This window comes from Leifsonia stereocauli (genome assembly GCF_038432415.1).
GTDB classification, from domain to species: Bacteria; Actinomycetota; Actinomycetes; order Actinomycetales; family Microbacteriaceae; genus Orlajensenia; species Orlajensenia stereocauli.
In genome coordinates, this window is record NZ_JBCAUN010000001.1 from 1,016,885 (window position 1) to 1,040,668 (window position 23,784).

Consider the following 23,784-nt stretch of genomic DNA (forward strand, 5'->3'; position numbering starts at 1 on the left):
CGATCCGGAAAACTGCAGTGCCTAGACTCGATACACCGGCAGAGGAGTGGGATGACCGACACGGTTCTGGAACTGACCGACGAGCAGCGCATGGGAGTGAGCGCAGCCGTCGACCTCATGCGCGGTCGCTCGACCCTGGTGCTGACCGGCGCCGGCGTCTCGACCGACTCCGGAATCCCCGACTATCGCGGGGCTGGGGCACCTGTGCGAAATCCGATGACGTTCCAGCAGTACCTCGCCGACGACCGCTACCGCCGCCGCTACTGGGCGGGCAGCCACCTCGGCTGGCGTCGTTTCGCCCAGGCCGGACCCAACGCCGGGCATCGACTGCTCGCCGAGCTCGAGGCATCCGGAGCCGTCAGCGGCATCGTCACGCAGAATGTCGACGGCCTGCACACCCGCGCCGGATCCACACGGGTGGTGCCCCTGCACGGCTCGATGGACAGCGTGGTCTGCCTGCACTGCGGGCAGTTCTTCGCTCGGTCCGACATCGCCCAACGGTTGACGGATGCCAATCCCTGGCTCACTGAGGACGAGGCGGCGCGGCTCGCCCCAGACGGTGACGCCGATGTGACCGAGATCGATGCGTTCATCGTGCCCGAGTGCACTGTGTGCGGCGGGATGCTGAAGCCCGACGTGGTGTTCTTCGGCGAGTTCGTGCCGCGCGAGAGGTTCCGCGAGGCGCAGGCGATGCTCACCGCATCCGATGTCCTGATGGTCGCCGGATCGTCACTGGTCGTGAACTCCGGCATCCGTCTCGTCGAGCAGGCCCGCCGTCAGCGCACGCCGATCATCGTGGTGAACCGCGGTATCACCAAGGGCGACGGCCGTGCCGCCGTGAAGATCGACGCCGGCACCACCGAGGTGCTGCGCTCGATCGCCGATCAGCTCGCCGTCTGACCGCGGGCCGCGGCCCGCCGCCCGCCGCACGCGCTGATCTCAGGCCGGATCGGCGTTTCGGGGCGGGAACAGGCTGATCTGGCCTGATCTCAGCGCTCCGGCCTGTTCTCGCGTGCTGAGGAGCCGCTGTCAGCGTCGTCGCCGACGCGCCACGGTCTCCTCGAGCACACCGAGCAGGGTGCGAGCTGATGCCGCCCAGGTGAAGGTCGCTGCGCGCTCGAGGGCGAGCGCCGACCGTCGCTGCCACTCCCCCGGCTCGTCGAGTCGCTTCACGGCAGCGGCGAGGGCCTTGGCGTCGTCGACGTCGAAGTAGAGGGCCGCGTCCCCGCCGATCTCGCGGAAGATCGGGATGTCGCTGACGACGACGGGCGTTCCGACGCTCATGGCCTCGACGAGAGGGATGCCGAAGCCCTCGTCGCGCGATGCCGTGACGAGCGCCGTCGCCGAGCGGAGCGTCTCGGCGTACTCGGCATCCGTCGCGCCGTCGTGGAAGACGAGCAGTGCGGCGGGGGCGAGCTTCTGCAGTCGCGCGCGCTCGGCATCGCTCACCCGGCTCATCAGGTGCAGCTCGGTCCCGGGCAGCGCCGCCACGCCGCGCACCAGGGTGTCGACGTTCTTGTACGGCATGTACGAACCCATGTAGACGAGTCGGCGCACGGCAGGTGTCTCGCGCCGCACGAGCGCGGCGTCGCTGTCAGCGTCGAGGGCGGCGAGCGGCGCCGCGGCGTTCGACACCACGGTGACCGGCTTGCGGGTGAGGTCGTGCTCGGCGATGAGCGCTGCCGTCGTGTTCGACACCGTCACCACGCCGTCAGCGCGGTTCAGCAGCATCCGCTGCGGCCACCAGGCCAGGTGGTAGAGCCGCCACAAGAGCCTGACGGGAGCGGCGAGGTCGCGCGGGGGCGTGCGATTCCGGTAGTAGATGAGGTCGTGCACCGTGAGCAGCAGTGCATAACGGCGACCCCACGACCCCATGGTCTGCATCGGCGTGAACACGACGTCTGGACGCAGCTTGTTCACGGCGCGCGCCACCAACGGCTCGGCCGCGCTCGTCGGTGACGAGATCAGCTGCCACGGCAGGTCGGGCAGCATGGCGAGCTGGCGGTGATCGCTGATGAGCATGGTCACCGGATGCAGCTTCGCGAGCTCCGTCAGGAGGTTCGCCGTGTAGCGGCTGATGCCGTCGTGGTGGTCGACCCGCGTGTAGCGGGCGTCGAAGACGATCTTCACGATGCCGCCGGAGTCGCCGGGTCGGACGTGCCGGGTGCGTCGGCAGGCACGGCGAGGAACGCCGCGATCTGCTGGGCGGCTTCGCCGGGCGTCTCGTAGTGGATCAGGTGGCCGACGTCGGGGATGACGTGCAGGGCTGCATCCGGGAACAGCTTCTGCACGTCGTGCTGCGCCGAGACCGAGGTGATGTCGTCCTTGTCCGCGGCGATCAGCAGGGTGCGCGTCGGAATGGCGGCGGCGTACTCGCTGACGTCGTGGCTGACCGAGGCGCGGAACGCCTCGAGCACCACATCGCGATCGCTGAACGCGGAGAAGTACTGGTCGTGCTGGTCGTGAACGAAGCGTCGCAGATTTGCATCGTGGGTCTTCACCATGGTCACGCTCATGATGCGCACGATGGCACGGTTGCGGAGAAGCGCGAAGCCCACCTTCTCGGGCAGGGCGGCCGAGGCCTGGTAGTAGAACACCGCGAGCCGCGTCATCACGCCGCGCGGGCCGCGCAGGGCTGGGGCGGCGATCGGGTTCACCAGGATCACGTCGTCGACGACGAGTCCGGCGGCGAGGGCGGCCGAGGAGATGATCGAGCCGAAGGAGTGGCCGAGAAGCACGACGCGGCCGGTGAGCTTCAGCTCGGCGATGAAGGCCGTGAGCCAGGCCGCGTAGCCGTCGATGTCGTGTGCGCTCAGCAGCGGAGCCGACGCCCCGAAGCCGGGCAGGTCGGGCGAGATGATGTGGCGGCCCGGAAGCTGCGCGACGACGGGTTCGAGGCCGTGGTGGTCACCGCGGAAACCGTGCACCAGCACGATGGTCTCGTCACTGGCGGCGTCGCCGTACTCCCAGTAGCGCGTCTCCGATCCGAGCACCCGGAGCGTGCGTTCGACGACGGGAATGCGCTCGAGTTGCGCGGCGTAGGGCGAGGAGACTGACATCTCCCCCAGTTTAGGCCGCGCCCCCGCGGCGGGCTGGACGTGCGCTGAGCGCGCCGACCTAGACTCTGCTCATGAGGTCCGAGGCGCACATTCCACTCATCGTCGTGCTCGGCGGAACAGGACGCGCCGGGCGCGCCGTCGTCTCGGAGGCGCTCGCGCGAGGCGTGCGCGTGCGCGCCGTGAGTCGTGCGCCGGTGGCGACGGATGCCTCCATTCCCGGCGCGGAATACGCCAGGGCCGACATCGTCTCAGGGGTCGGTCTCATCGAGGCGCTCAACGGCGCCGACGCGATCATCGACGCGACCGATGGAGTCACCGGCCGAGCCCAGGACACGCTGCGGCGTGGACCACGCGTCGTCGCGGCCGCGGCGCGCGTCGCCCGCATCCGTCGCCTCGTCCTGCTCTCGATCATCGCGGTCGACAGGGGCGTCTCGGGCTACTACGCCGCGAAGACGGCGCAAGAACTCGCGTACCGCGACTCCAGCCTCGACGTCTCCATCGTGCGGGCGACCCAGTTCCACGATCTCGTCGACCGACTGTTCGGCCTCGCTCCGTTCGGCTGGACGACCGAGCTCCTGGGCACCACCTTCCAGCCGATAGCCGTGCGCGACGTCGCAGCCCGGCTGGTCGACGAGGCGCTGGTACCGTCGGGCCGCGAACGCCTGCACTCCATCGCCGGTCCGGAGGTGCTCTCGTCGCGCGTCATCGCCTCGCTCCGGCGCTCGGCCCATGACGGTCGGGGGCCGATCATCCCGCTCCCCGCGGCCGGGGCGATCCTGGGCTTCTTCCGCACCGGTCTGAACCTCGCGCCCGAGCTCGCAGCCGGAACCGAGACCTTCGCGGAGTGGCTCACAGGCGATGTCGGCGGCCCTGCATACTCTGACCCTGTGACCACCACAACCACCGCGACCTGGGCCTCCACGCTGGCCGTCTTCGACCTCGAGACCACCGGGATCGACGTCGAGACGACGCGCATCGTCACTGCGACGCTCGCTGTGCTCGACGCCGATGGCGTTGTGGTCGATCGCACGGACTGGCTCGTCGATCCGGGCATCGTCATCCCCGACGGCGCCGCCGAGATCCACGGCATCACGACCGAGCACGCCCGCATCTACGGCCGCGTCGCCTCCGAGGCCATCGCCGAGATCGTCACGGCGATCCGCGCCCAGCTCGCCGGCGGCATCCCGCTCGTCGCCTACAACGCGGCCTACGACCTGTCAGTGCTCGACCGTGAGGCGCGGCGCTACGGCATCCCCGCGCTCGTCTCCCCCAGCCCCGTCGTCGACCCCCTCGTCATCGACAAGGCCGTCGACACCTACCGCAAGGGCAAGCGCACGCTCACCGCCGCCGCCGAGCACTACGGCGTCGTGCTCGACAATGCGCACGACGCCGGAGCCGATGCCATCGCCGCCGGCCACGTCGCGCAGGCCATCGCCCGCCGCTACCCGCATGCGCTGACCATCACGGCCGAAGAGCTCCACGCGCGCCAGGTCGACTGGAGCCAGGCTCAGGCCGAGAGCTTCCAGAGCTACATGCGCCGAACCAAGGACCCGGAGTTCACCACCTCGGGTGCGTGGCCGGTGCGCTGACTCACGGTGCCGTGCTGGCAGCTCCACGCCCGAACGTGAACGCGCGAATGACCTGCATCACTCCGAGCACGATCAACGCGATCCCCGTCACCAGGAACAGCAGTTGGGCGCCCCAGACCGGTGCGAACAACAGGGCGGCACCGGCGATGATGCTCACGATCGCGATGAAGATCGCCCATCCCCTCGATGGCGCGTCGCCGAGCTGGGCGAGGGTGGCGATCCCCTCGATGATCCACAGGATGCCGATCACGATGCCCAGGAAGACGGCGAGGAACGCCACCGTGCCCGACAGGTTCGCGAATGCCAGCCATGCCCCGATCAGGAACAGCACGCCGAGGATGATGTCGAGCGCCCTCGCTCCGCCCGCGATGCCGCGGGCGAAGGTTCCAATGCCCACGTAGACGAGACCGGCGACGACGAAATAGATCCCCAGAAGGATCGCGATCGTCGTCGCCGCCGCCTGTGGTTGGAATGTGATCAGCAGACCGATGATGAGGGCGATCGCGCCGCCCACACCGAGCGCGACGCGGATGGTGTTGACGGCAGCGGGGGCGAGTTCCGCTGAGTCGAGGGAGAACACGCTCAGAGCCGAACCGGATTCATTGGACATCAGATACCTCCTGAAGTGGTCGGTGGTCCACCTGCTCCCGGGGCGAGAGCACTTAGGGCCGTTCCGTCAGTCGTCCAGCATGGCGATTTCACGTCCGTGGGCGGTGATCGCGTAGATGACGAGTACGTCGACTGCTATGACGATGAGTGCCCACCACGGCTGGGCCGGAACGAGGAGCATCTGCCCGATCGCGCTGAGGGAGGCGACGATTATGGCCACGACCCGCGCCCAGGTCGCGCCGGTGAACAGTGCGAGGCCGGTCAGGACGAGCAGCGCACCGATGATGAGGTTCCACCATCCCCAGCCGGTCAGATCGAACAGGAATAGGCTCCCGTTCTCGACGGCGTAGTAGTAGTTGGATCCGATCAGTGCGACGAAACCCTGGATGAGGCTGAACACGCCGCTCAGGATCAGGATGATGCCGGCGAATCCGACCCACCCCACCCATCCACTCGTTGTCTTGACGTCAGTCATGATGGTCACCGTTCCTTTTCGATCACCGACCGGCGGGACTGCCGGTCGAGGCAGCGAACTCTCGGACGAACAGGGTCTGCGCGACGATCATGCGTTCGATCTCCGCTGGATCGACCGATTCATCCGACGCGTGAATGCGTGACTTCTCCGTGTCCTCGACACCCCACAGCACGATCGCGGCATCCGGAGACACCTTCTTGAGTGAGGCGACCAGAGGGATGGACGCGCCACTGCCGATCGACTCGACGTCGGCACCGTAGGCCTGCGCCAGAGCGTCCTTCGCGGCGATGATCGCCGGATGCGACTCTTCGACCTCGAATGGATTGCCGACCTTCACGCGCTCGACGATCACCTCGCAGTTCCACGGTCGCTGAGCACGCAGATGTCCCATCAGCGCCTCGAGTTGAGCCTCGGCATCCGAGCCGGGGATCACCCGCATGGACAGCTTCGCCGTCACTTCCGGGAGGAGGACGTTGGACGCCTCAGCCGTGTTCGGCAGGTCCATGCCCAGCACTGTCACCGACGGCTTCATCCAGATCCGGTCGGAGAGCGAGCCCGTGCCGAGGAAGTCGACGCCGGGGAGTATCGACGAGCCGTCGCGATAGACGGCCTCGTCCATGTCGGCACCGTTCCACGTTCCGCTGGCCACGCCGGGGATGACCGTGTCCCCATGCTCGTCATGCAACGTGTCGAGGATGCGCACCATCGCCGTCACCGCGTCGGGCGCTGCACCGCCGAACATGCCGGAATGAACCGGGTTCGCCAGCGTTCGCACTGTCACGGTGCAGGCGACGTCTCCGCGGAGCGCGGTGGTCAATCCGGGCCTGCCCACGCGTTGCGGCCCAATGTCGGCTATCACGAACGCGTCTGCGTCGAACAGTTCGGGGTTCGCTTCGACGAACCCCTCGAGGTGGGAGATGGTCTCTTCCTCACCTTCCACGAGGATCTTGATCGTGCAGGGCCAGGAGGAAGCGAGCAGTTTGAGAGTCGCCCAGTGAATCACCAGCCCCGATTTATCGTCGGCGGCACCGCGCCCATAGATGCGGCCATCCTCCTTCGTCACCGGTTCGAACGGCTCACTCGACCAGCCTTGGCTCTCCGGTGCCGGTTGCACGTCGTAGTGCGCGTACAACAGGACGGTCGGGGAGCCCTCCGGGCCGGGGATGGTCGCGTACACGCACGGGTACCCGTCCGGAACCTGGAGCAGCCTCGCGTCGGTTGCGCCGGCCGAGGTGAACAGATCGACCACCGCGTCGCCCATGCGGTGCACCGGGTCCGGGTCGAATCCGGGAAACGCGACGGAAGGGATGCGGACGAGCTCTTCGAGTCGTCGGATCACCTCCGGCATCAGGGATGCCGCGTCCACGGTGGATGCATCAGACATGTTTCCTCCTCCTCACCGCCTCAACGGGCGAGACTGGGCCGATCATTATCAGGCGGGCACTACGAGCTGGATCAGGAGACCGGCCAGTACGACGGCGACCCACGACACCAGCATCGGGATCGTGAACGAATGCCAGACGGGCACCTGTGTGAGTTTCGTCGATCCGGTCAGGTCGGTCTCGACCGAGGCGATCTGGGAACCGTTCGCCGGGAACAGCCAGACGCCGATGAGGGACGGCCACATCGCGGTGATGACACCGGGGGCGAGGCCGGCGGCCAGCGCGATCGGGATCAGGGTGTTCGTCGTCGCCGACTGGCTCGTCGTGAGACCGCAGACGACGAAGAGTGCGACAGCGAGCAGCAGGGGGTTGGCCTCGATCATCGCGCCGAGAGGTTCGATGATGGTCTCCTCGTTGGCTGAGATGAACGTGTCGGCCATCCACGCGATTCCGAACAGCGCCACCGCTGCCACGAACCCGGCTTTGAGCAGAGGCTGCTCGACCACCAGGCTCGGCTTCACCCGCCGGGCGAGGATGATCGCCAGGGCGACTGTGAACATGACCATCTCGATGATCGTCGTCATGCCGATGGCGACGACCTCGCCCTCCTCGTCGGGGAACGCCGGTCGCAGGTCGGGGAACAACCCGAACAGCACGATCAGCAGCGTCCCGGTCACGAATATGTAGGCGGAGATCGCCCCTCCCGGGGGCACGGGGTGCTCGATCCGCGCGGGAGCCGTCCCAGCCGCCTTCACGCGGCCAGCACCGGAGCCGGAGTCACCGGTCGCCTTCGTGCTCGCGGTCGTGGTCGTGGTCGCCGAGCCTGCCGACGCCCCGACCCTCGCCTCGTAGCGCGCGGCCAGAGCGGCCGGCATCTCGACGGTGCCCGCCTCCACCCTCTTGAGGTACACCGGGTCGTCGAGCAGATCCTTTCCGATTCGCTGCTGTACGAACGAGGTGACGATGCAGGCCACGATCGCCGCCGGAATAGTGATGAGCAGGATCTGCGGAAGCCCGTAGCCGGTGCCATCCATCAGCACGATATAGGCGGCCATGGCGGCCGACACCGGGCTGGCCGTGATCCCGAGGCCCGAGGTGACGGTCGACGCGGCAAGCGCGCGTTCAGGGCGCTGACCGTTCCGGTACGACGTCTCGTAGATGACCGGGATGAGGGCGAGGAAGATGTTCGACGTACCGGAGAGCACCGTGAACACGAATGCGACGATCGGCGCCACGTACGTGAGCCTCTTCGGGTTCCGCTGGATGATCTTCGATGCGATCGCCACGAGGTAGTCGATGCCGCCTGCGGCCTGCATCGCAGACGACGCCGTGATCACGGCGATGATGATGAAGAACGCATCGACAGGGATGGACCCTGGCGGCAGACGGAAGCCGAATACCAGGATCACGGTGCCGACGACACCCCAGAGCCCCAGCCCCAAGCCCCCGGTCCGGACGCCCATGGCGATCGCACCGATGACGACGACTGCCTGAAGAATGATCGATACGGTTTCCATGACAGTCCCCCTGCTTCGACGGAACCTGCACCTGCGTGGAGCGACACTGCACCTGCTGGGATAAGAATGCACCCATTGAACTATCGAAGGGAAGAGCAGAACAGAGGGCGTTTTCGTCCGCCTCTTGCAGAACGCGGACTGCGTGGAGCATCATGGGCGACGTCGAGGGGAGACGTCATGGTTGCGGATGCCAAGAAGCGGATGACGGTGCTCCAGGCGACGTTCATCGGGGTCGGCTCAATGGTCGGTGCGGGCATCTTCGCGCTGCTCGGCGCAGCCGGCGCCGTAGCCGGCTCAGCCGTCTGGCTGTCTTTCCTCATCGCCGGCGTGATCGCCGGCCTCCAGGGCTACTCCTTCGCGAAGCTCGGCGCGAAGTACCCGTCCGGCGGTGGGCTGCTGACGTACCTCTCGAAGGGGTTCGGCGAGGGGCACATCGCTGGAATCGGAGCCTGGCTGTTCTTCACCGCCGGATCGATCGTCGTCGCGATGATCGCATCGTCGTTCGGCGGGTATGCCAGCTCGGTCGTCGCCGGCGGTGACGCGGGATGGGCGAGAGCGCTGGGTGTGCTGCTGATCGTGGTGATGACCTGCCTGAACGCCGTCGGCTCGACGGCTGTCGCGCGAGTGCAGTCGGTGTTGGTCACGGTGGTGCTCGCCATCCTCGTCGTGTTCGCCGCCGTCACCATCGTCAACCTCGACCCGGCCCTTCTCGCCCCGGCCGACTACCCGGGCTTGCAGGAGATCATCGCGAGCGTCGCCCTCACGTTCTTCGCCTTCCTCGGGTTCGGTGTGATCACGTTCACGGCGAAGGATCTCCCGAATCCGTCTCGTCAGCTGCCCCGTGCCATCTACCTGGCGCTGGCGATCGCAACGACCGTCTATGTGGCCGTCTCACTCGGAGTGTTCGGCACCCTCACCGCCGACCAGGTCGTGAAGTATGGGGCCACTGCGATCGCCGAGGCCGCCAAGCCGACACTGGGGCAGGCAGGCTACGTCCTCATGGTGATCACCGCGCTGCTCTCCACCACCGGCGCTGTGAACGCCGGTCTCTACCCGTCCATCGGGATGACACGTCACCTCGCGTCGATCGGGCAGTTCCCGCCGGTGTTCGGCCGGTCGGTCGGACGGTTCCCCGTCGGTCTCCTGGTGATGGCCGCTTTCGCCAGCATCCTCGTCGTCGGTTTCGACCTGACGAGCATCGCCTCGATCGGAAGCGCGGTCGCCCTGCTCGTCTTCTCGACCGTCACCGTCGGACACTTCCGGCTCTACCGGGAGACCGGCGCCAGCATCATCGTGCTCGTCATCGCACTGATCGCGACGCTGGGCACGTTGATCGTCTTCTGCACGACGACTCTGGTCAACGAACCCGCGACGGCGATCGCACTCGTCGTGATCATCGCACTCGCCGTCCTCGCCGACCTGCTGTGGAAGCGGGTGCGAACCGGACGCGAGACCGGTGATCCGCGCGAAGAGATGGTTGCCTGAACGCGCGGATCAGCCGCGGATCGTCATTCGTATGCTTCGTCGACCTCGTCGTCGAGTTCCTTGTCGTCGATGGACAGGTCCTTCTTGGTCACCCGCGCCGCGCTCGGCAGGAGATTCTCCACTGCCTCGACGTCGTCGGGTTCGAGGACGAGCACGATGCCGCCACTGCCAGCGTCCAACGTCTCGCTGATCGCTTCCAGGTTCTTCGACGGGGTCTTCCGTCCGATATGACCAGCGACCGCGCCGACACCCGCCCCCGAGCCGCCGGCGACGACGAGGGCACCACCGAGCGCGACCGCCGGGAACAGGGCGACGGCGAGGCCGGTCGCGAGGCCGACCCCGAGGCCCTTCTTGGTTCCGCGGTGCTTTCCGCTCTCCTCCCGCTTGACGATGGAGACCTCACCGTCCAGCCCTCGCCTGATCAACGCGGCATCGAAGACCTCGCGTTTCGGAGTCTCCTTGAAGTGAGCACTGACCGCTTCGAAATCCGCCGCTGCTGCGTCCTCATCGTCGTACTGCGCAGCGATCGCGATGTAGTTCTGGTCAACCATCTCTAGCTCCCATCTCACGCAGCGGCTCCAGTGCCGGGCTGGCAGGGTGTGGTCCGCCGTCGACCGCAGTCTAGGACTGGCGGATCACCCTTGGCTATCGGCGACGGGCGGAGCCACGACGGTGGCGGTTCCGGGTTCGCCGCGTGCGTGCGTCAGACACGACGACGCTGTGCCGATGCCGGGTGCGCGGCCGAACGATCACCGCCACCCGCATCCGTTAACCGGATGTTCGCTTGCACGCGCCCGCGCGCGAGCGTTGACTGCTGAAATGAACGCCGACGAAGAGAACGCAGCAGTCGAGAAGGTCGTCGAGCGACTCGAGGACCGCTTCCCCGAGGTCGACCCCGATGTCGTGGAGCAGGTGGTCGAGGAAGAGCACCACAACCTCGACGGAAATCCCATCCGCGACTTCGTGCCCGTGCTCGTCGAGCACGAGGCCCGCGATCGCATCCGCTCCGAGTTCGCGAATGCCTCGGACGGCACGCTCTACGTGCCGCCGGGCCTCGAGCCCTGATCCGAGTCCAGGGCCCGTCGAGTTGCCGGTTACGAGGGGTGCCTGATGCTCCGCACCCCCGTAACCTGGCAACGCGGGTCGAGGCCGCATCCGTCAGCGCGGGTTAACGGAAAGAGGCCCCCGCCTATGGCGAGGGCCTCCTGTCCGGGCTGAAGCTGGTGCTTACTTGCCGAAGTTCTTGAAGCGCTGGTTGAACTTCTCGACACGACCGGCCGAGTCCATGATGCGCTGCTTGCCCGTGTAGAACGGGTGCGACTCCGAGGAGATCTCAACGTCGATGACGGGGTAGGTGTTTCCGTCTTCCCACTCGACGGTCTTGGCGCTGCCGACGGTCGAACGGGTGAGGAACGACTTGCCCGACGCGAGGTCGCGGAAGACGACCGCTTCGTACTTGGGGTGAATGTCAGTCTTCATTGAAGAGTCCTTGTGTTTCGAATGGAACGGAATTGTGTTGAGATCGTGGAAACCACGGGTAACGCCGCGCACGGCGAAAAACTCAGGCCACGAGGGCCAGCTACCGAGTCTAGCAGAGATCGCCCTGTGAGCTGTCTCCGTGCACCGGATGTCAGACGGCGCGTGCCGCGTAGCGCCCGTCGATCTCGGTGACCTCGATCGGCAGGCCGAACGTCTCGGTGAGGTTCTCCGAGGTGAGGGCCTCGCTGAGGGGTCCGGATGCCGTGACCTTGCCGTCTGCGAGCAGCATCACGTGCGTGAACCCGACCGGGATCTCCTCCACGTGGTGCGTGACCATGACGAAGGCGGGCGACGTGGCCTCGCGGGCGTAGCCGCCGAGCAGCTGCAGCAGCTCCTCGCGGGCACCGAGGTCGAGGCTCGCCGCAGGCTCGTCGAGCAGGAGGAGTTCGGGATCCGTCATCACGGAGCGGGCGATCTGCACGCGCTTCTGCTCGCCGTCGCTCAGGGTTCCGAAGGTGCGATCGGCCAGGTGATCGAGCTTCCACTCGGCCAGCACGCGCTGCGCGCGGCGGGAGTCGATCTCCTCGTACTCCTCGTTCCAGCGGCCGGTGACGGAGTAGGCCGCCGTCATGACGACGTTGAGCACGGTCTCGTTCCGCGGCAGCTTGCGTGCCATCGCCGTGGAGGCGAAGCCGATCATCGGCCGCAGTTCGAAGACGTCGACGGCGCCGAGGCGCTCCTCGAGGATCTCGGCGGTGCCGCTCGTCGGGTGCAGCATGGCGGCGATGATCTGCAGGAGCGTGGTCTTGCCTGCTCCGTTAGGGCCGAGGATGACCCAACGCTGATCGTCGTCGATGGACCAGGTCACCGAGTCGAGGATGGGCTTTCCGTCACGGATGACGGAGACGTCTGACAGCTGCACAACGTTCGGCATACAGCCCATGCTATCCGTCAGCGGGAGGCGTTCAGGTCAGCTGATGAGGCTGGCGTAGATCTCTCGCGTGCTCGCGGCGATGCGATCCCAACCGAACTCGCGCTCTGCCCGATCGCGGCCTGCCGCACCCATGCGTGCTGCCGCCTCCGGGTCGCTGACGACGGCCGTGAGCGCCTCGGCGAGGTCGGCCACGAAGCGCTCGGGATCGATCGGGGTGCCGGTGCCGTCCTGGAGCTGCTCGATGGGGACGAGGCGCCCGGTGACGCCGTCGTCGACGACCTCCGGGATGCCGCCGGTGGCGGTTCCGACCACGGGGAGCCCGCAGGCCATGGCCTCCAGGTTCACGATGCCGAGGGGCTCGTACACCGACGGGCAGACGAAGGCAGTGCCGGCGGTGAGCACGGCTGACAGCTCCGGCTGCGGCAGCAGGCGGTCGATCCACACGACGCCCGTGCGCTCCTGCTGGAGCTCGCGCACGAGGCCGCTGACCTCGTCCATGATGGCCTGGGTGTCAGGAGCGCCGGCGCACAGCACCAACTGCACCTCGGGAGGCAGCATCCGTGCGGCACGCAGGAGGTACGGCAGGCCCTTCTGCCGGGTGATGCGGCCGACGAAGACCACCGATGGCCGATCGGGATCGATGCCGAGCGCGCGCACCGTCGCCTCGTCGTGCACGGGCTTCCAGCGGTCGAGGTCGATGCCGTTGTAGACAACGTGCACACGGTCGGGATCGATCGCCGGGTAAGAGCGCAGGATGTCGCGACGCATGCCCCCGCTCACGGCGATGACGGCATCCGCAGCCTCGAACGCCGTGCGCTCGACCCAGCTCGAGACCGCATAGCCGCCGCCGAGCTGCTCGGCCTTCCACGGACGCAGCGGCTCGAGGCTGTGCGCCGTGACCACGTGCGGGATGCCGTGCAGCAGCTTCGCGATGTGGCCGGCAGCATTCGCGTACCAGGTATGCGAGTGCACGAGATCCGCCCCTGCGGCATCCTGCGCCATGGCGAGATCGGTGCCGAGGGTCGTGATCGCGGGATTCGCGGAGCTCAGTTCGACGGGCGTGCCGTACGCGAAGGCGCCGGGCTCGTCTCGGGGTGCGCCGAAGCAGCGCACGAGCACCTCGGTGTCGCCCCGGAGCGCCTTCACCAACTCGGCGACGTGCACCCCCGCTCCTCCATAGACTTCGGGCGGATATTCACGGGTGAGCAGGTCGACGCGCATGCTGCAACGCTAGGGCATCAGTCGGCCTTGATACAGATGTCGCCGCGCATCGGCAAGGGCATGCCGCCACCCGCCGCGCCACACTACTGTGGAGCCATGAAGTCATCGAAGATCTTCGGCATCGTGCTGGCCGGCGGAGAAGGCAAGCGGCTCATGCCCCTCACGGAGGACCGGGCCAAGCCCGCTGTTCCCTTCGGAGGGCACTACCGCCTCGTGGACTTCGCCCTCTCGAATCTCATCAATTCCGGGCTCACGCAGATCGTCGTCCTCACCCAATACAAGTCGCACAGCCTCGACCGCCACGTCTCGCAGACCTGGCGCCTGTCGGGCATGCTCAACTCCTACATCGCCTCGGTGCCGGCCCAGCAGCGCCTCGGCAAGCGCTGGTTCAGCGGATCGGCCGACGCCATCCTCCAGAGCCTCAACCTCATCCACGATGAGAAGCCCGACATCATCGTCGTCGTCGGTGCCGACCACGTGTACCGCATGGACTTCTCCCAGATGGTGCAGGCGCACATCGACTCCGGTGCCGAAGCGACTGTCGCGGCCATCCGTCAGCCCATCGAACTCGCCAACCAGTTCGGCGTGATCGAGGTCGACGAGGACGACGCCACCCGCGTGGCGGCGTTCCGCGAGAAGCCGAGCGACCCCATCGGGCTCGCGGATGCGCCTCACGAGGTGCTGGCATCCATGGGCAACTACGTCTTCAACACCGACGCCCTCATCGACGCCGTTCTGCGCGACGGTGAGAAGACCAACTCCAGCCACGACATGGGCGGCGACATCATCCCCGACTTCGTGGCCCGCGGCACGGCCGGCGTCTACGACCTGAGGCGCAACGACGTTCCGGGCTCCACAGATCGCGATCGCTACTACTGGCGTGACGTGGGAACGATCGACTCGTTCTTCGAGGCCCACCAGGACCTGATCTCGGCGTTGCCCGTCTTCAACCTCTACAACGAGGCCTGGCCCATCTTCACTCAGCAGCTGAACGCCCCGCCCGCGAAGTTCGTGCGCGACGCGCGCGGCTCGCTCGGCACGATGATCGACTCGATCGTCTCGCTCGGATCCGTGATCTCGGGTGCCCACATCGAGCGCAGCGTGCTCGGTCCGTGGTCGACCATCGGATCCGGCGCCAAGGTCGTCGACTCGATCATCTTCGAGCGGGCGCACATCGAGTCCGACGCCCAGGTCATCCGCGCCGTGCTCGACAAGGACGTCGTCGTCGAGGCTGGCGCCCAGATCGGCGTCGACCATGAGAAGGATGCCGCCCGCGGCTTCGCGGTGACGGACTCCGGCATCACCGTCGTCGGCAAGGGAACGCGGGTCTCCGCGGAATGACGGATGCCGCACCTCGCGTCGCCGACGCGCGCTTCCTCGTGGTGCTCGACGCCGATTCCACCCTCATCCAGGACGAGGTGATCGAGCTCCTCGCAGATGCTGCGGGCTCACGCGCACTCGTCGCCGAGGTCACCGAGCGGGCGATGCGCGGCGAGCTCGACTTCGCCGAGAGCCTGCGGGAACGCGTCGCGACCCTCGCGGGGCTGCCCGAGAGCGTGTTCGCCGAGGTGGGAGCCCGCATCCGCCCGACCGACGGCGTGCACGACCTCATCGCCGGAGTGCACACGGCAGGGGGCGTCGTCGGCGTGGTGTCGGGCGGGTTCCACGAGCTGCTCGATCCGATCGGCGCATCGTTCGGGCTCGACGAGTGGCGCGCGAACCGGCTCGAGGTCACCGATGGGCGCCTGTCCGGCGGCCTGGTCGGCCCGATCATCGACGCCGACGCCAAGGCCGCGGCTCTGCAGGAATGGGCATCCGCTCACGGAGTACCCCTGAACCGCACCATAGCCATCGGCGACGGCGCGAACGACCTCGCGATGATGGACGTCGCAGGACTCTCGGTGGCCTTCAACGCGAAGCCTCTCGTGCGCCTGCGCGCCAACGTCGCCGTCGACGTGCCCGACCTGTCGCAGGTGCTCGCGCTGCTGGGGTTACGGGGCTGACAAGCACGCTCGCTGAGGCGAACCTGAGGGGCTAGTGCCCCATCCCGAGGCCGCCGTCGACGGGGATGACGGCACCCGAGATGTAGCCGGCGTCGTCGCTCGCGATCCAGGCGACCACCTTCGCGACCTCGGTGGGCGTGGCGAAGCGGCCGGCCGGAATCGACTTCTTGTAGTCGGCCTGCGTGGCCTCGGGCAGTTCGGCCGTCATGTCCGTCTCGATGAAGCCCGGAGCGACGACGTTGGCGGTGATGCCGCGGGCACCGAGCTCTCGCGTGATCGAGCGCGCGAAGCCCACGAGTCCGGCCTTCGAGGCCGAGTAGTTCGCCTGGCCGGGGCCGCCGTAGAGGCCCACGACGCTCGAGATCAACACGATGCGGCCGTAGCGCGCCTTGAGCATCCCCTTCGACGCACGCTTGACCACCCGGAACGAGCCGGTGAGGTTGGTGTCGATGACGGTCTCGAAGTCCTCGTCGCTCATGCGCATGAGCAGGGTGTCCCGCGTGATGCCGGCGTTGGCCACGACGACCTCGACCGGGCCGAGCTCGGCTTCGATGGCGGTGAAGGCGGCGTCGACGGATGCCGAATCCGTCACGTCGGCCTGCACTGTGAGCGTGCCATCGGGGCCGGCGCCAGAGCGGGCGGTCACGGCCACACGATGACCCTGACGCACGAACTCCTCGGCGATGGCGAAGCCGATGCCGCGGTTTCCACCGGTGACGAGGACTGTACGGGGAGTGCTCATGGAATGGTTCCTTCTCTCGCTGACAACTCCCCCAGCCTAGGACGAAAGCACTCGCGAGCCCGCGTAGGCTGGAGGCAGCGGCGACACTCGGGTCCCGCGGTTCGGCCAGGAATGAAACAGCCCTCCTCGATCACCAGCCTTCCGGCCTCCCCGGATGCGGAACGTCGCGCTCGAGTCATCAAGTACTCGATCATGATGTCGATCCGTGTGCTCTGCGTGGTCGCACTGCTGTTCGCCCGCGGGCCGTGGCTGTGGGTGTTCGCCGCCGGAGCCATCGTGCTTCCCTACATCGCCGTCGTCGTCGCGAACGTGAAGATCAGCCCCCGGTCACGCACAGTGCTGCGCCCGGGCAGCATCGAACTCGCCCCGCGGTCCGACGACGGTACGACACGACCCGGAGACGACGAGTGATCGGATTGGGCGGTGCACCCGAGGTGCACGCGTGCTCCCGCGCGGGCTGCGACGAGACCGCAGCCTGGCGAATCGACTGGCGGAACCCCCGCATCCACACCGGGGACCGCAGCAAGACCTGGCTGGCGTGCGACGAGCACGTCGACTATCTGCGCGAGTTCCTCGCGGCCCGCGACTTCCCCCTGACCGTCACCGCCATCGAGATCGGAGCCGACGCATGACCGGCTGGTCCTTCGCCTTCAGCAGACGATGGATCGGCTACCTCGCCCTCGTCGTCGTCTTCGCCCTGGTGTGCGTGTCGCTCGGGTTCTGGCAGATCGCCCGCCGAGCCGAGGCACTGGCCGAGATCGACCGGGTCGAGAGCAACTGGAGCGCTGAGCCCGTGCCGCTCGATGACGCACTGCCCGAGCTGGACTCCTTCGACATCTCGCAGAAGTACCTGCCCGTCACGATGACGGGGGTCTACCTGACGGACGACCAGCGCCTCGCCCGCAACCGACCACGCGACGGGAGCCCGGGCTTCGAGGTGCTCACCCCGCTGCAGCTCGCCGACGGCACGGTCTTCATCGTCGACCGCGGCTGGCTGCCGACCGGATCGCAACAGGATGCACCCGACGAGGTTCCCGAGGCGCCGTCGGGTGAGGTGACGGTCGTCGCGCGGCTGAAGGCCGGAGAACCGCGTCTCGCCGGGCGGAGCGCATCCGGCAACGAAGTCGCGACGATCGAACTCACCGACATGGCCGAACTCGTCGGTGAACCCACCTACACCGGTGCGTACGGGCTCCTGGACTCCGAGGTGCCCGCTGCGGCCACCCGTCCCTCGGCGGCGGAGAAGCCGGCGCTCGACGAGGGCCCGCACCTGTCGTACGCGTTCCAGTGGTTCGTCTTCGCGCTGCTCGGATTCATCGGCTTCGGCTGGGCCGTGCGCAACGAGTATCGGATGCTGAACGCCGACGATCCCGAGGAGCGCGAGCGCGCTCTCGAGCGGGAGCGGCGCCGGGCGAAGAAGGCGAAGACCGACGCCGCCGTCGAGGACGAGATCCTCGATGCGGAGCACGTCTCCGGTCGCTGACCACTGCCCGCTCGAGCGGGAGTCCGTCCGGTCGCTGAGGGACCGACGAAGTCCGCGCCCGAAGCGCTCCCTACGCCAGCGCGATCAGGTCGGCGTACTCGGCGTTCCAGTGGTCCTCGACGCCATCCGGGAGGATGAGCACGCGCTCGGGGTTCAGCGCCTCGACGGCTCCGGGGTCGTGCGAGACCAGCACGACGGCACCCTCGAAGTGCGCGAGCGCATCGAGGATCTCGGCCCGGCTGGCCGGGTCGAGGTTGTTCGTGGGCTCATCCAGCAGCAGCACGTTGGCACCGGAGACCACGATCATCGCGAGGGCGAGACGGGTCTTCTCGCCACCGGAGAGGACTCCGGCGAGCTTGTGGGAATCGTCGCCGGTGAACAGGAATGAGCCGAGCACCTTGCGAGCCTCGGTCTCGGTCAGGCTCGGCGAAGACGACACCATGTTCTGGAGAACCGTGGCCTTCACGTCGATGGTCTCGTGCTCCTGCGCGAAGTAACCGACGCGCAGTCCGTGGCCCGGCTCGACCTGGCCGGTGTCGGGTTGGTCCACGCCGCCGAGGATGCGCAGCAGTGTCGTCTTCCCGGCACCGTTCAGGCCGATGATGACGACCTTCGAGCCGCGGTCGATCGCGAGGTCGACGGCCGTGAAGATCTCGAGCGAGCCGTAGCTCTTCGACAGGTCGGAGGCCTGCAGCGGCGTGCGACCGCAGGGGGCCGGTGTCGGGAAGCGCAGCTTGGCGACGCGGTCGACTGCACGCACCTCCTCGAGACCTGAAAGCAGCTTCTCGGCGCGGGCGACCATCTGGTGGGCCGCAGCTGCCTTCGACGCCTTGGCACCGAACTTGGCTGCCTGCATCTGCAGGACGCCGGCCTTCTTCTCGGCGTTGGAGCGCTCCTTCTTGCGACGCTCCTCGTCGGCGGCACGCTGACGCTGGTAGTGCTTCCAGCCCATGTTGTAGATGTCGATGACGGTGCGGTTGGCATCGAGGTAGAAGACGCGGTTCACGGTCTCCCCCACGAGCTCGACATCGTGGGTGATCACGATGAAGCCGCCCTTATAGTTCTTGAGGAAGTCGCGCAGCCACACGATGGAGTCCGCGTCGAGGTGGTTCGTCGGCTCGTCGAGGATCATGGTGCCGGCATCCGAGAACAGGATGCGGGCCAGCTCGATGCGGCGACGCTGTCCGCCCGAGAGGGTCTTCAACGGCTGCTCGAGGATGCGATCGGGCAGATTGAGGTTCGACGCGATCGAGGCGGCCTCTGCCTCGGCCGCATAGCCGCCGAGTGCCTGGAACTGGTCGGTGAGAGTGCCGTACTTCTTCATGCCGGCCTCGCTGACGGTGGTGTCCTCGCTGGCCATGGCCAGAGTCGCCTCGTGCATGCCCTGCACCAGCGAGCCGAGGCCGCGGGCGTTCAGGATGCGCGTGCGGGCAAGCTCCTCGGGGTCGCCCGAGCGCGGGTCCTGCGGCAGGTAGCCGATCTCGCCCGTGCGGTCGATGCGTCCGCCTGTGGGGAGGGTCTCCCCGGCGAGCGTCTTCGTCAGTGTCGTCTTGCCCGCTCCATTGCGACCCACCAGACCGATCTTGTCTCCGTCGGAGACCCGGAAGTTCACGTCCTGCATCAGCACGCGCGCCCCCACGCGGATCTCGAGGTCGTGTACGGCGAGCACGGGGGAACCCTTCGGTCGGAGAAAGTTGGGGAAGTCGCGCGAGAGGCGCAGCCACCCAGTCTAAACGCAGCAGACCCGCCGCCTGTTCCGCTGTCGGTCCCCTGCGCGATACTGGGGCACTATGGCGGCGGATTCCCAGCAACGCGAACTGCTCAGGCTGCGCCTCGGGGCGCACGGCATCGGCGGCACCGACACCCCACTGGGCGTGCTCGAGCGCATGCTGGCCGTGCAGGCGCAGGACTTCGCTGCGGCCCGTTGGGGTGTCGGCATCCGCTCAGGGGTGACGGATGCCGCCGTGATCGCCGCATTCGACAGTGGCGACCTGGTGCGGGCGTGGACCATGCGCGGCACCCTCTTCGCCGTTCCGGCTGCCGATCTCGGCTGGATGCTCTCGCTCACCGGCCCGCGGATGCTCGCGCAGGCAGCGACCCGCCGGGTGCAGCTCGGCATCGACGACGCTCTGCTCGACAGGGTGCGTTCGGTCTTCGCAGACGCCCTCGACGCCGCCGACGATGTCTCCCGCGAGGAGGTCATGGCGCTGCTCGTCGAGAACGACGTCGACCCGACGGGCCAGCGCGGCTACCACCTCATCGCCCACCTCGCCCAGACGGGGTTCTGGTGCTGGGGTCCCGTGCGCGACGGCGTGCAGCGGTTGGTGCCGAGCGGGCGCTGGATTCCCGAACCACGTTCCCTCGAACGCGAGGAGGCCCTGGCCGAGTTCGTGACGCGCTACCTGCGCGGGCACGGTCCGGCCACCGTGCGCGACTTCGCCGGCTGGAGCAAGCTCACGCTCACCGACTCCCGCCTGGGACTCGAGGTCGCGCGCTCCGATGGGCGCATCGCCTCGTACGACGACGACGCAGGCCTGTGGGTGTCGTCCGACGCCGAGATCACTGCGGCGACGGATGCCGAGAAACGTGCGTTCGCGGCATCCGTGCACCTGCTCCCCGGCTTCGACGAGTACTTCCTCGGCTACACCGACCGCCGGGCGTTCATCGATGCGGAGAACGAGGATGCCGTGGTGCCAGGCGGCAACGGGGTGTTCCAGCCCACCATCGTGGCGGCCGGCCGGGTGATCGGCACCTGGCGACGCTCGGCGACGCGTCGGGGCATCGGCGTGGAGCCGAGACCATTCGTCGAGGGTTCGATCACGGCCACGCGTTCACGGGCGATCACCCGCGCCTCGGCCGCCTACGCCGACTTCCTCGGCAAGCCGCACGTGGCGGCGCAGTAGCCTGACAGAGTGACCGGCCCCGCACGCTTCACCGCACGGCTGAGGTCGAGCGCGCGCATTCCGCTGCTGCAGGTGGCGAAGTCTGCCATAGCCACCGTGCTCGCCTGGTTCGCGGCCGTGCTGGTTCTTCCGGGAACCCTGCCGGTCTTCGCCGCTATCGCCGCACTGCTGGTCGTGCAGCCGAGCGTCAACCAGTCCGTCGGGCGCGCCCTCGAGCGCAGCTTCGGGGTGATCGCCGGCGTCATCATCGCCTTCGGCATCGGTGTGGTCTTCGGCCAGGACAGCTGGGTGGTTCTCACAGCCATCGTCGTGGCGATCTTCGTGGGCTGGGCCCTCCGGCTCACGCCCGGCTCGGCGAACCAGATCCCGATCAGCGTGATGCTGGTGCTCACCATCGGCGCCGCGACGCCCGACTACGCCTTCGCCCGCATCATCGAGACGCTGATCGGCGCGGCCGTCGGGCTGATCGTCAACATCCTGGTCGTGCCACCGGTGCTGCTCGCGCCGGCGCACGCTGCCGTCACAGCTCTCGGCACCGAGATCGCCGCCACCTTCGAGCGCCTCGCCGATGCCCTCCGCACCCCGAAGACCGACGCCCAGCTGCAGGAGATCCTGCTGACGGCGAGGCTGCTGCGGCCGATGCAGGCCAAAGCGCAGGAGTCCCTGGAAGACGCGGACGAGTCGCTCGCCTTCAACCCCCGGCAGCAGCGCTACAGGGTCGCCCTCGACGCCGACGACGCCCTGTTCGCCCGGATGGGCCCTCTCGTCACCCGGTCGCTCAACATGACGCGGGCGGTGCACGACCACTACGACGCCGCCCTGCCCGACGAGCCGACGGTCGAGCCCATCGTCGACGAGCTCGAGCGAGCGGCGCACGATCTGCGCCTGCTGGTGCGGGCCGACGACAGCACCCCCGTCGAGGCCGACCCCCAGACCCAGGGCATCCCGTTGCTCACCGCACCGCTCCGCATCCTCACCCCGCACGCCGAGCACTGGGTGCTCATCGGGTCGCTCATGGAGGACCTGCGCCGGGTGCACGAAGAGATCGTGGGCGCCGAGTGATCCGCAGACGCCGTCGTGAGAGCACGGCAACAGTGTCGACCCGTCGCCTCGAGGCGTTCACCGACGGTGTTTTCGCCATCGCCGCCACTCTTCTGGTGCTCGATCTCACCGTCAACGACCTCGCCGGCGCGAAGACCGACGCCGAGCTCTGGCGCGGACTCGTCGACATGTGGCCGGCCGTCTCCAGCTTCGCGATCAGCTTCTTCCTGCTGTGCCTGCTCTGGAGCATCCACGTGCGGCAGTTCGAGTACATCGTGCACGTCGACACCCCGATGCTGTGGCTGAACACCCTGCGCCTGTTCGGCGTCGTCCTCATCCCCTTCACGACCAGCCTCGACAGTCGCTTCGGTGGTCTCACCCTCGGCCAGACACTGCTGCCGATCAACTTCTTCTGGGTGGTGCTGTTCGGCTACCTGCTCTGGGTGCGTGCTGCCGCGCCGGGCAGCGGTCTCATAGAAGGTCTCAGCCCGCTCGAGGCCGCACGCAGCCGACGCGACGCGCTGAGCGCTGTGATCCTCGGTGCCGTCGTCGTCATCGCGGCACCCTTCATCGGCTCGTGGGCCTTCATCGCCTATGCGTTCGACACGCCACTCTCGCGCCTCCTCAGCGGCCGCATCGAGGACACCACCGTCTCAGGAGTCCCCGAGACCGATCCGCGCCCGGAGTAGCTTCATGGCCGCCCGGTCGATCGTCTCGGCCGGGATCCGACCCGCGCGCACTGCGGCGGCCACGTCGGCGACCACCGCGTCGGGATCGAAGGCGCCGGCCGCCCCTGAGGCGTCCGGAGACGGCACGTAGAGAACCATCGTCGAGCCGGCGGCGATGACCGCGATCGCGTTCTCGCTCCGATCCGCCAGCGCCGGAACGCCCGAGTGGTCGAGCATGCCCATGTCGTCGCTGATCGCGATGCCGTCGAAGCCGAGTTCGTCGCGGAGGATGCGGTGCCACGCGGGCGACAGCGATGCCGGTCCGGGATCGACGGCCGAATACTCGAGGTGGCCGAACATGACCAGCTCGGCGCCGGCGGCGATTCCGGCTCGGAACGGAACGGCATCGGTCGTGCGCCAGTCGGCCAGCGACTCGGCGGTCGTCGGAATCGAGCTGTGCGAGTCGCCGGGAGCAGCGCCGTGACCCGGGAAGTGCTTGAGCGTGCTGAGCACCCGACCCTGTTCGCCTGCGACTGCGGCGGCCACGTGCTCGGCGGCCGAGGCCGGATCGGCGCCGAGCACGCGCCCGGCGAGGAAGGAGTTCGGGTCGTCGGTCTCGTCGGCGACGATGCCGAAGTTCACCGAGATCCCGGCAGCGGCCAGCACGTCCGCGCGCGCCGCGAACGCCTTCTCGGTGACGGATGCCGCCTGCCCGCGCAGCACGTCGGCACCCGGCGACGGGTCCTCCGCGATGCGGCTGACCTCGCCGCCCTCCTGGTCGACGGCCACCAGCAGCGGGAGGTCGGTGGCTGCGTCGGCGGCAGCGGTGATGGCTCGCACGCCCTGTGTGCCACCCGCAGTGTTGTCGCCCATGAGGATGATGCCGCCTGGCGAGTACTGCACGGTCTGCGCCGCGATGGCCGCGGCATCCGTGCCCGGAAAGTGCAGCATGAGCATGCTGGCGACGCGCTGTTCGAGGCTCATGGCGGCCAACCTCTGGCGTGCCTCGACTGTGACGGCATCCGGAGCGACCCGCCGAGGGACTTCAGCCGCGATGCTCCCCGACGGTGTCGGTGTCGGTGCTCCCGAGGGTGCGCAGCCGATGAGGCAGACGGCGACCGCGAGAGCGAGCGCCGTCGTCCGTACCAGCTTCCCGACCACCGGGGAATTCTAAGCGCGCGGAATCCGAACACC

The 23,784-nt window shown here is 67.9% G+C and carries 25 protein-coding genes; 12 read left to right on the forward strand and 13 right to left on the reverse strand.

The annotated features are described in order from the left end of the window. The first annotated feature begins 51 nt into the window (after positions 1-51). On the forward strand, positions 52-900 hold the full coding sequence (locus tag AADV74_RS04980; protein WP_342112389.1) for an NAD-dependent protein deacetylase: 849 nt from the start codon (positions 52-54) through the stop codon (positions 898-900). 129 nt (positions 901-1,029) lie between these two features. On the opposite strand, the gene AADV74_RS04985 is transcribed toward AADV74_RS04980, so the two are convergent. Continuing rightward, positions 1,030-2,130, reverse strand: coding sequence for a glycosyltransferase family 4 protein (locus tag AADV74_RS04985; RefSeq protein WP_342112390.1), 1,101 nt, complete (start codon positions 2,128-2,130; stop codon positions 1,030-1,032). Continuing rightward, positions 2,127-3,059 (reverse strand): alpha/beta fold hydrolase, encoded by a 933-nt coding sequence (locus tag AADV74_RS04990; protein ID WP_342112391.1) that lies wholly within the window; start codon positions 3,057-3,059, stop codon positions 2,127-2,129. Before AADV74_RS04990 ends, AADV74_RS04985 begins: the two co-directional genes overlap by 4 nt. A 71-nt stretch (positions 3,060-3,130) precedes the next feature. On the opposite strand from AADV74_RS04990, the gene AADV74_RS04995 reads away from it, so the two are divergent. Further along, positions 3,131-4,648, forward strand: a complete 1,518-nt coding sequence (locus AADV74_RS04995; protein WP_342112392.1) for an NAD(P)H-binding protein — start codon at positions 3,131-3,133, stop codon at positions 4,646-4,648. Between the two features lies 1 nt (position 4,649). On the opposite strand, the gene AADV74_RS05000 is transcribed toward AADV74_RS04995, so the two are convergent. The 4 genes from AADV74_RS05000 to AADV74_RS05015 form a co-directional block, all read right to left on the reverse strand. Then, positions 4,650-5,258 (reverse strand): HdeD family acid-resistance protein, encoded by a 609-nt coding sequence (locus tag AADV74_RS05000; protein WP_342112393.1) that lies wholly within the window; start codon positions 5,256-5,258, stop codon positions 4,650-4,652. Positions 5,259-5,324: 66 nt separating this feature from the next. Then, positions 5,325-5,732, reverse strand: coding sequence for a DUF7144 family membrane protein (locus AADV74_RS05005; protein WP_342112394.1), 408 nt, complete (start codon positions 5,730-5,732; stop codon positions 5,325-5,327). A gap of 22 nt (positions 5,733-5,754) precedes the next feature. Beyond that, entirely contained in the window at positions 5,755-7,116 is a 1,362-nt protein-coding gene (locus tag AADV74_RS05010; RefSeq protein ID WP_342112395.1) for a M20/M25/M40 family metallo-hydrolase, read from the reverse strand. A gap of 48 nt (positions 7,117-7,164) precedes the next feature. Further along, positions 7,165-8,631 (reverse strand): SLC13 family permease, encoded by a 1,467-nt coding sequence (locus AADV74_RS05015; RefSeq protein WP_342112396.1) that lies wholly within the window; start codon positions 8,629-8,631, stop codon positions 7,165-7,167. Positions 8,632-8,808: 177 nt separating this feature from the next. Here AADV74_RS05015 and AADV74_RS05020 point away from each other — a divergent pair, with 177 nt between their 5' ends. Next, a complete protein-coding gene (locus AADV74_RS05020; protein ID WP_342112397.1) occupies positions 8,809-10,116 on the forward strand; it encodes an APC family permease in 1,308 nt (435 codons plus the stop codon). A 23-nt stretch (positions 10,117-10,139) separates the two neighbouring features. On the opposite strand, the gene AADV74_RS05025 is transcribed toward AADV74_RS05020, so the two are convergent. Next, positions 10,140-10,667, reverse strand: a complete 528-nt coding sequence (locus tag AADV74_RS05025; RefSeq protein ID WP_342112398.1) for a hypothetical protein — start codon at positions 10,665-10,667, stop codon at positions 10,140-10,142. A 268-nt stretch (positions 10,668-10,935) separates the two neighbouring features. Here AADV74_RS05025 and AADV74_RS05030 point away from each other — a divergent pair, with 268 nt between their 5' ends. Beyond that, positions 10,936-11,181: a three-helix bundle dimerization domain-containing protein gene (locus AADV74_RS05030; RefSeq protein WP_342112399.1), complete on the forward strand. Its 246-nt coding sequence runs from the start codon at positions 10,936-10,938 to the stop codon at positions 11,179-11,181. Between the two features lie 162 nt (positions 11,182-11,343). Here AADV74_RS05030 and AADV74_RS05035 read toward each other — a convergent pair whose 3' ends face one another. The 3 genes from AADV74_RS05035 to glgA form a co-directional block, all read right to left on the reverse strand. Continuing rightward, complete coding sequence (locus AADV74_RS05035) at positions 11,344-11,595, reverse strand: type B 50S ribosomal protein L31 (RefSeq protein ID WP_055818496.1); 252 nt, start codon at positions 11,593-11,595, stop codon at positions 11,344-11,346. Between the two features lie 151 nt (positions 11,596-11,746). Next, on the reverse strand, positions 11,747-12,529 hold the full coding sequence (locus tag AADV74_RS05040) for an ABC transporter ATP-binding protein (protein ID WP_135119570.1): 783 nt from the start codon (positions 12,527-12,529) through the stop codon (positions 11,747-11,749). A gap of 36 nt (positions 12,530-12,565) precedes the next feature. Further along, positions 12,566-13,750, reverse strand: coding sequence for a glycogen synthase (gene glgA, locus AADV74_RS05045; protein ID WP_342112400.1), 1,185 nt, complete (start codon positions 13,748-13,750; stop codon positions 12,566-12,568). A gap of 96 nt (positions 13,751-13,846) precedes the next feature. Here glgA and glgC point away from each other — a divergent pair, with 96 nt between their 5' ends. Together glgC and serB are read left to right on the forward strand one after the other, a co-directional pair. Continuing rightward, complete coding sequence (gene glgC, locus AADV74_RS05050; protein WP_342112401.1) at positions 13,847-15,091, forward strand: glucose-1-phosphate adenylyltransferase; 1,245 nt, start codon at positions 13,847-13,849, stop codon at positions 15,089-15,091. Then, entirely contained in the window at positions 15,088-15,753 is a 666-nt protein-coding gene (gene serB / locus AADV74_RS05055) for a phosphoserine phosphatase SerB (protein ID WP_342112402.1), read from the forward strand. Before glgC ends, serB begins: the two co-directional genes overlap by 4 nt. Positions 15,754-15,784: 31 nt before the next feature. Here serB and AADV74_RS05060 read toward each other — a convergent pair whose 3' ends face one another. Next, on the reverse strand, positions 15,785-16,495 hold the full coding sequence (locus AADV74_RS05060; RefSeq protein WP_342112403.1) for a beta-ketoacyl-ACP reductase: 711 nt from the start codon (positions 16,493-16,495) through the stop codon (positions 15,785-15,787). A 111-nt stretch (positions 16,496-16,606) separates the two neighbouring features. Between AADV74_RS05060 and AADV74_RS05065 the strand changes: the two genes are divergently transcribed. The 3 genes from AADV74_RS05065 to AADV74_RS05075 are packed head-to-tail and all read left to right on the forward strand — an operon-like array spanning position 16,607 to position 17,978. After that, the gene (locus AADV74_RS05065; RefSeq protein ID WP_342112404.1) at positions 16,607-16,906 is read left to right on the forward strand and encodes a DUF3099 domain-containing protein; all 300 of its coding nucleotides are present in this window, start codon (positions 16,607-16,609) and stop codon (positions 16,904-16,906) included. Then, on the forward strand, positions 16,903-17,127 hold the full coding sequence (locus AADV74_RS05070) for a hypothetical protein (protein WP_342112405.1): 225 nt from the start codon (positions 16,903-16,905) through the stop codon (positions 17,125-17,127). The genes AADV74_RS05065 and AADV74_RS05070 overlap by 4 nt, the downstream gene beginning before the upstream one ends. Beyond that, positions 17,124-17,978, forward strand: a complete 855-nt coding sequence (locus AADV74_RS05075) for an SURF1 family cytochrome oxidase biogenesis protein (RefSeq protein ID WP_342112406.1) — start codon at positions 17,124-17,126, stop codon at positions 17,976-17,978. The genes AADV74_RS05070 and AADV74_RS05075 overlap by 4 nt, the downstream gene beginning before the upstream one ends. A 70-nt stretch (positions 17,979-18,048) precedes the next feature. Here the strand turns inward: AADV74_RS05075 and AADV74_RS05080 are convergent, their stop codons facing one another. Next, entirely contained in the window at positions 18,049-19,647 is a 1,599-nt protein-coding gene (locus AADV74_RS05080) for an ABC-F family ATP-binding cassette domain-containing protein (RefSeq protein WP_342112407.1), read from the reverse strand. A 121-nt stretch (positions 19,648-19,768) separates the two neighbouring features. On the opposite strand from AADV74_RS05080, the gene AADV74_RS05085 reads away from it, so the two are divergent. Genes AADV74_RS05085 through AADV74_RS05095 form a run of 3 tightly spaced genes read left to right on the forward strand, consistent with a single transcriptional unit; the run spans position 19,769 to position 22,611 of the window. Beyond that, positions 19,769-20,881 (forward strand): winged helix DNA-binding domain-containing protein, encoded by a 1,113-nt coding sequence (locus tag AADV74_RS05085; RefSeq protein ID WP_342112408.1) that lies wholly within the window; start codon positions 19,769-19,771, stop codon positions 20,879-20,881. A gap of 9 nt (positions 20,882-20,890) precedes the next feature. After that, positions 20,891-21,943 (forward strand): FUSC family protein, encoded by a 1,053-nt coding sequence (locus AADV74_RS05090; protein ID WP_342112409.1) that lies wholly within the window; start codon positions 20,891-20,893, stop codon positions 21,941-21,943. A gap of 32 nt (positions 21,944-21,975) precedes the next feature. Beyond that, positions 21,976-22,611 (forward strand): TMEM175 family protein, encoded by a 636-nt coding sequence (locus AADV74_RS05095; RefSeq protein WP_342112410.1) that lies wholly within the window; start codon positions 21,976-21,978, stop codon positions 22,609-22,611. Here the strand turns inward: AADV74_RS05095 and AADV74_RS05100 are convergent. Further along, complete coding sequence (locus AADV74_RS05100) at positions 22,576-23,751, reverse strand: glycoside hydrolase family 3 N-terminal domain-containing protein (RefSeq protein ID WP_342112411.1); 1,176 nt, start codon at positions 23,749-23,751, stop codon at positions 22,576-22,578. The two genes, AADV74_RS05095 and AADV74_RS05100, sit on opposite strands and share 36 nt — an antisense overlap. Positions 23,752-23,784: the final 33 nt, after the last annotated feature.

Bases quoted from the DNA above. Each gene is read 5' to 3' on its own strand.
- AADV74_RS04980 (WP_342112389.1), top strand. From the start codon at position 52: ATGACCGACACGGTTCTGGAACTGACCGACGAGCAGCGCATGGGAGTG.
- AADV74_RS04990 (WP_342112391.1), bottom strand. From the start codon at position 3,059: ATGTCAGTCTCCTCGCCCTACGCCGCGCAACTCGAGCGCATTCCCGTC.
- AADV74_RS04995 (WP_342112392.1), top strand. From the start codon at position 3,131: ATGAGGTCCGAGGCGCACATTCCACTCATCGTCGTGCTCGGCGGAACA.
- AADV74_RS05000 (WP_342112393.1), bottom strand. From the start codon at position 5,258: ATGTCCAATGAATCCGGTTCGGCTCTGAGCGTGTTCTCCCTCGACTCA.
- AADV74_RS05005 (WP_342112394.1), bottom strand. From the start codon at position 5,732: ATGACTGACGTCAAGACAACGAGTGGATGGGTGGGGTGGGTCGGATTC.
- AADV74_RS05010 (WP_342112395.1), bottom strand. From the start codon at position 7,116: ATGTCTGATGCATCCACCGTGGACGCGGCATCCCTGATGCCGGAGGTG.
- AADV74_RS05015 (WP_342112396.1), bottom strand. From the start codon at position 8,631: ATGGAAACCGTATCGATCATTCTTCAGGCAGTCGTCGTCATCGGTGCG.
- AADV74_RS05020 (WP_342112397.1), top strand. From the start codon at position 8,809: ATGGTTGCGGATGCCAAGAAGCGGATGACGGTGCTCCAGGCGACGTTC.
- AADV74_RS05025 (WP_342112398.1), bottom strand. From the start codon at position 10,667: ATGGTTGACCAGAACTACATCGCGATCGCTGCGCAGTACGACGATGAG.
- AADV74_RS05030 (WP_342112399.1), top strand. From the start codon at position 10,936: ATGAACGCCGACGAAGAGAACGCAGCAGTCGAGAAGGTCGTCGAGCGA.
- AADV74_RS05035 (WP_055818496.1), bottom strand. From the start codon at position 11,595: ATGAAGACTGACATTCACCCCAAGTACGAAGCGGTCGTCTTCCGCGAC.
- AADV74_RS05040 (WP_135119570.1), bottom strand. From the start codon at position 12,529: ATGCCGAACGTTGTGCAGCTGTCAGACGTCTCCGTCATCCGTGACGGA.
- glgA (WP_342112400.1), bottom strand. From the start codon at position 13,750: ATGCGCGTCGACCTGCTCACCCGTGAATATCCGCCCGAAGTCTATGGA.
- glgC (WP_342112401.1), top strand. From the start codon at position 13,847: ATGAAGTCATCGAAGATCTTCGGCATCGTGCTGGCCGGCGGAGAAGGC.
- serB (WP_342112402.1), top strand. From the start codon at position 15,088: ATGACGGATGCCGCACCTCGCGTCGCCGACGCGCGCTTCCTCGTGGTG.
- AADV74_RS05060 (WP_342112403.1), bottom strand. From the start codon at position 16,495: ATGAGCACTCCCCGTACAGTCCTCGTCACCGGTGGAAACCGCGGCATC.
- AADV74_RS05065 (WP_342112404.1), top strand. From the start codon at position 16,607: ATGAAACAGCCCTCCTCGATCACCAGCCTTCCGGCCTCCCCGGATGCG.
- AADV74_RS05075 (WP_342112406.1), top strand. From the start codon at position 17,124: ATGACCGGCTGGTCCTTCGCCTTCAGCAGACGATGGATCGGCTACCTC.
- AADV74_RS05085 (WP_342112408.1), top strand. From the start codon at position 19,769: ATGGCGGCGGATTCCCAGCAACGCGAACTGCTCAGGCTGCGCCTCGGG.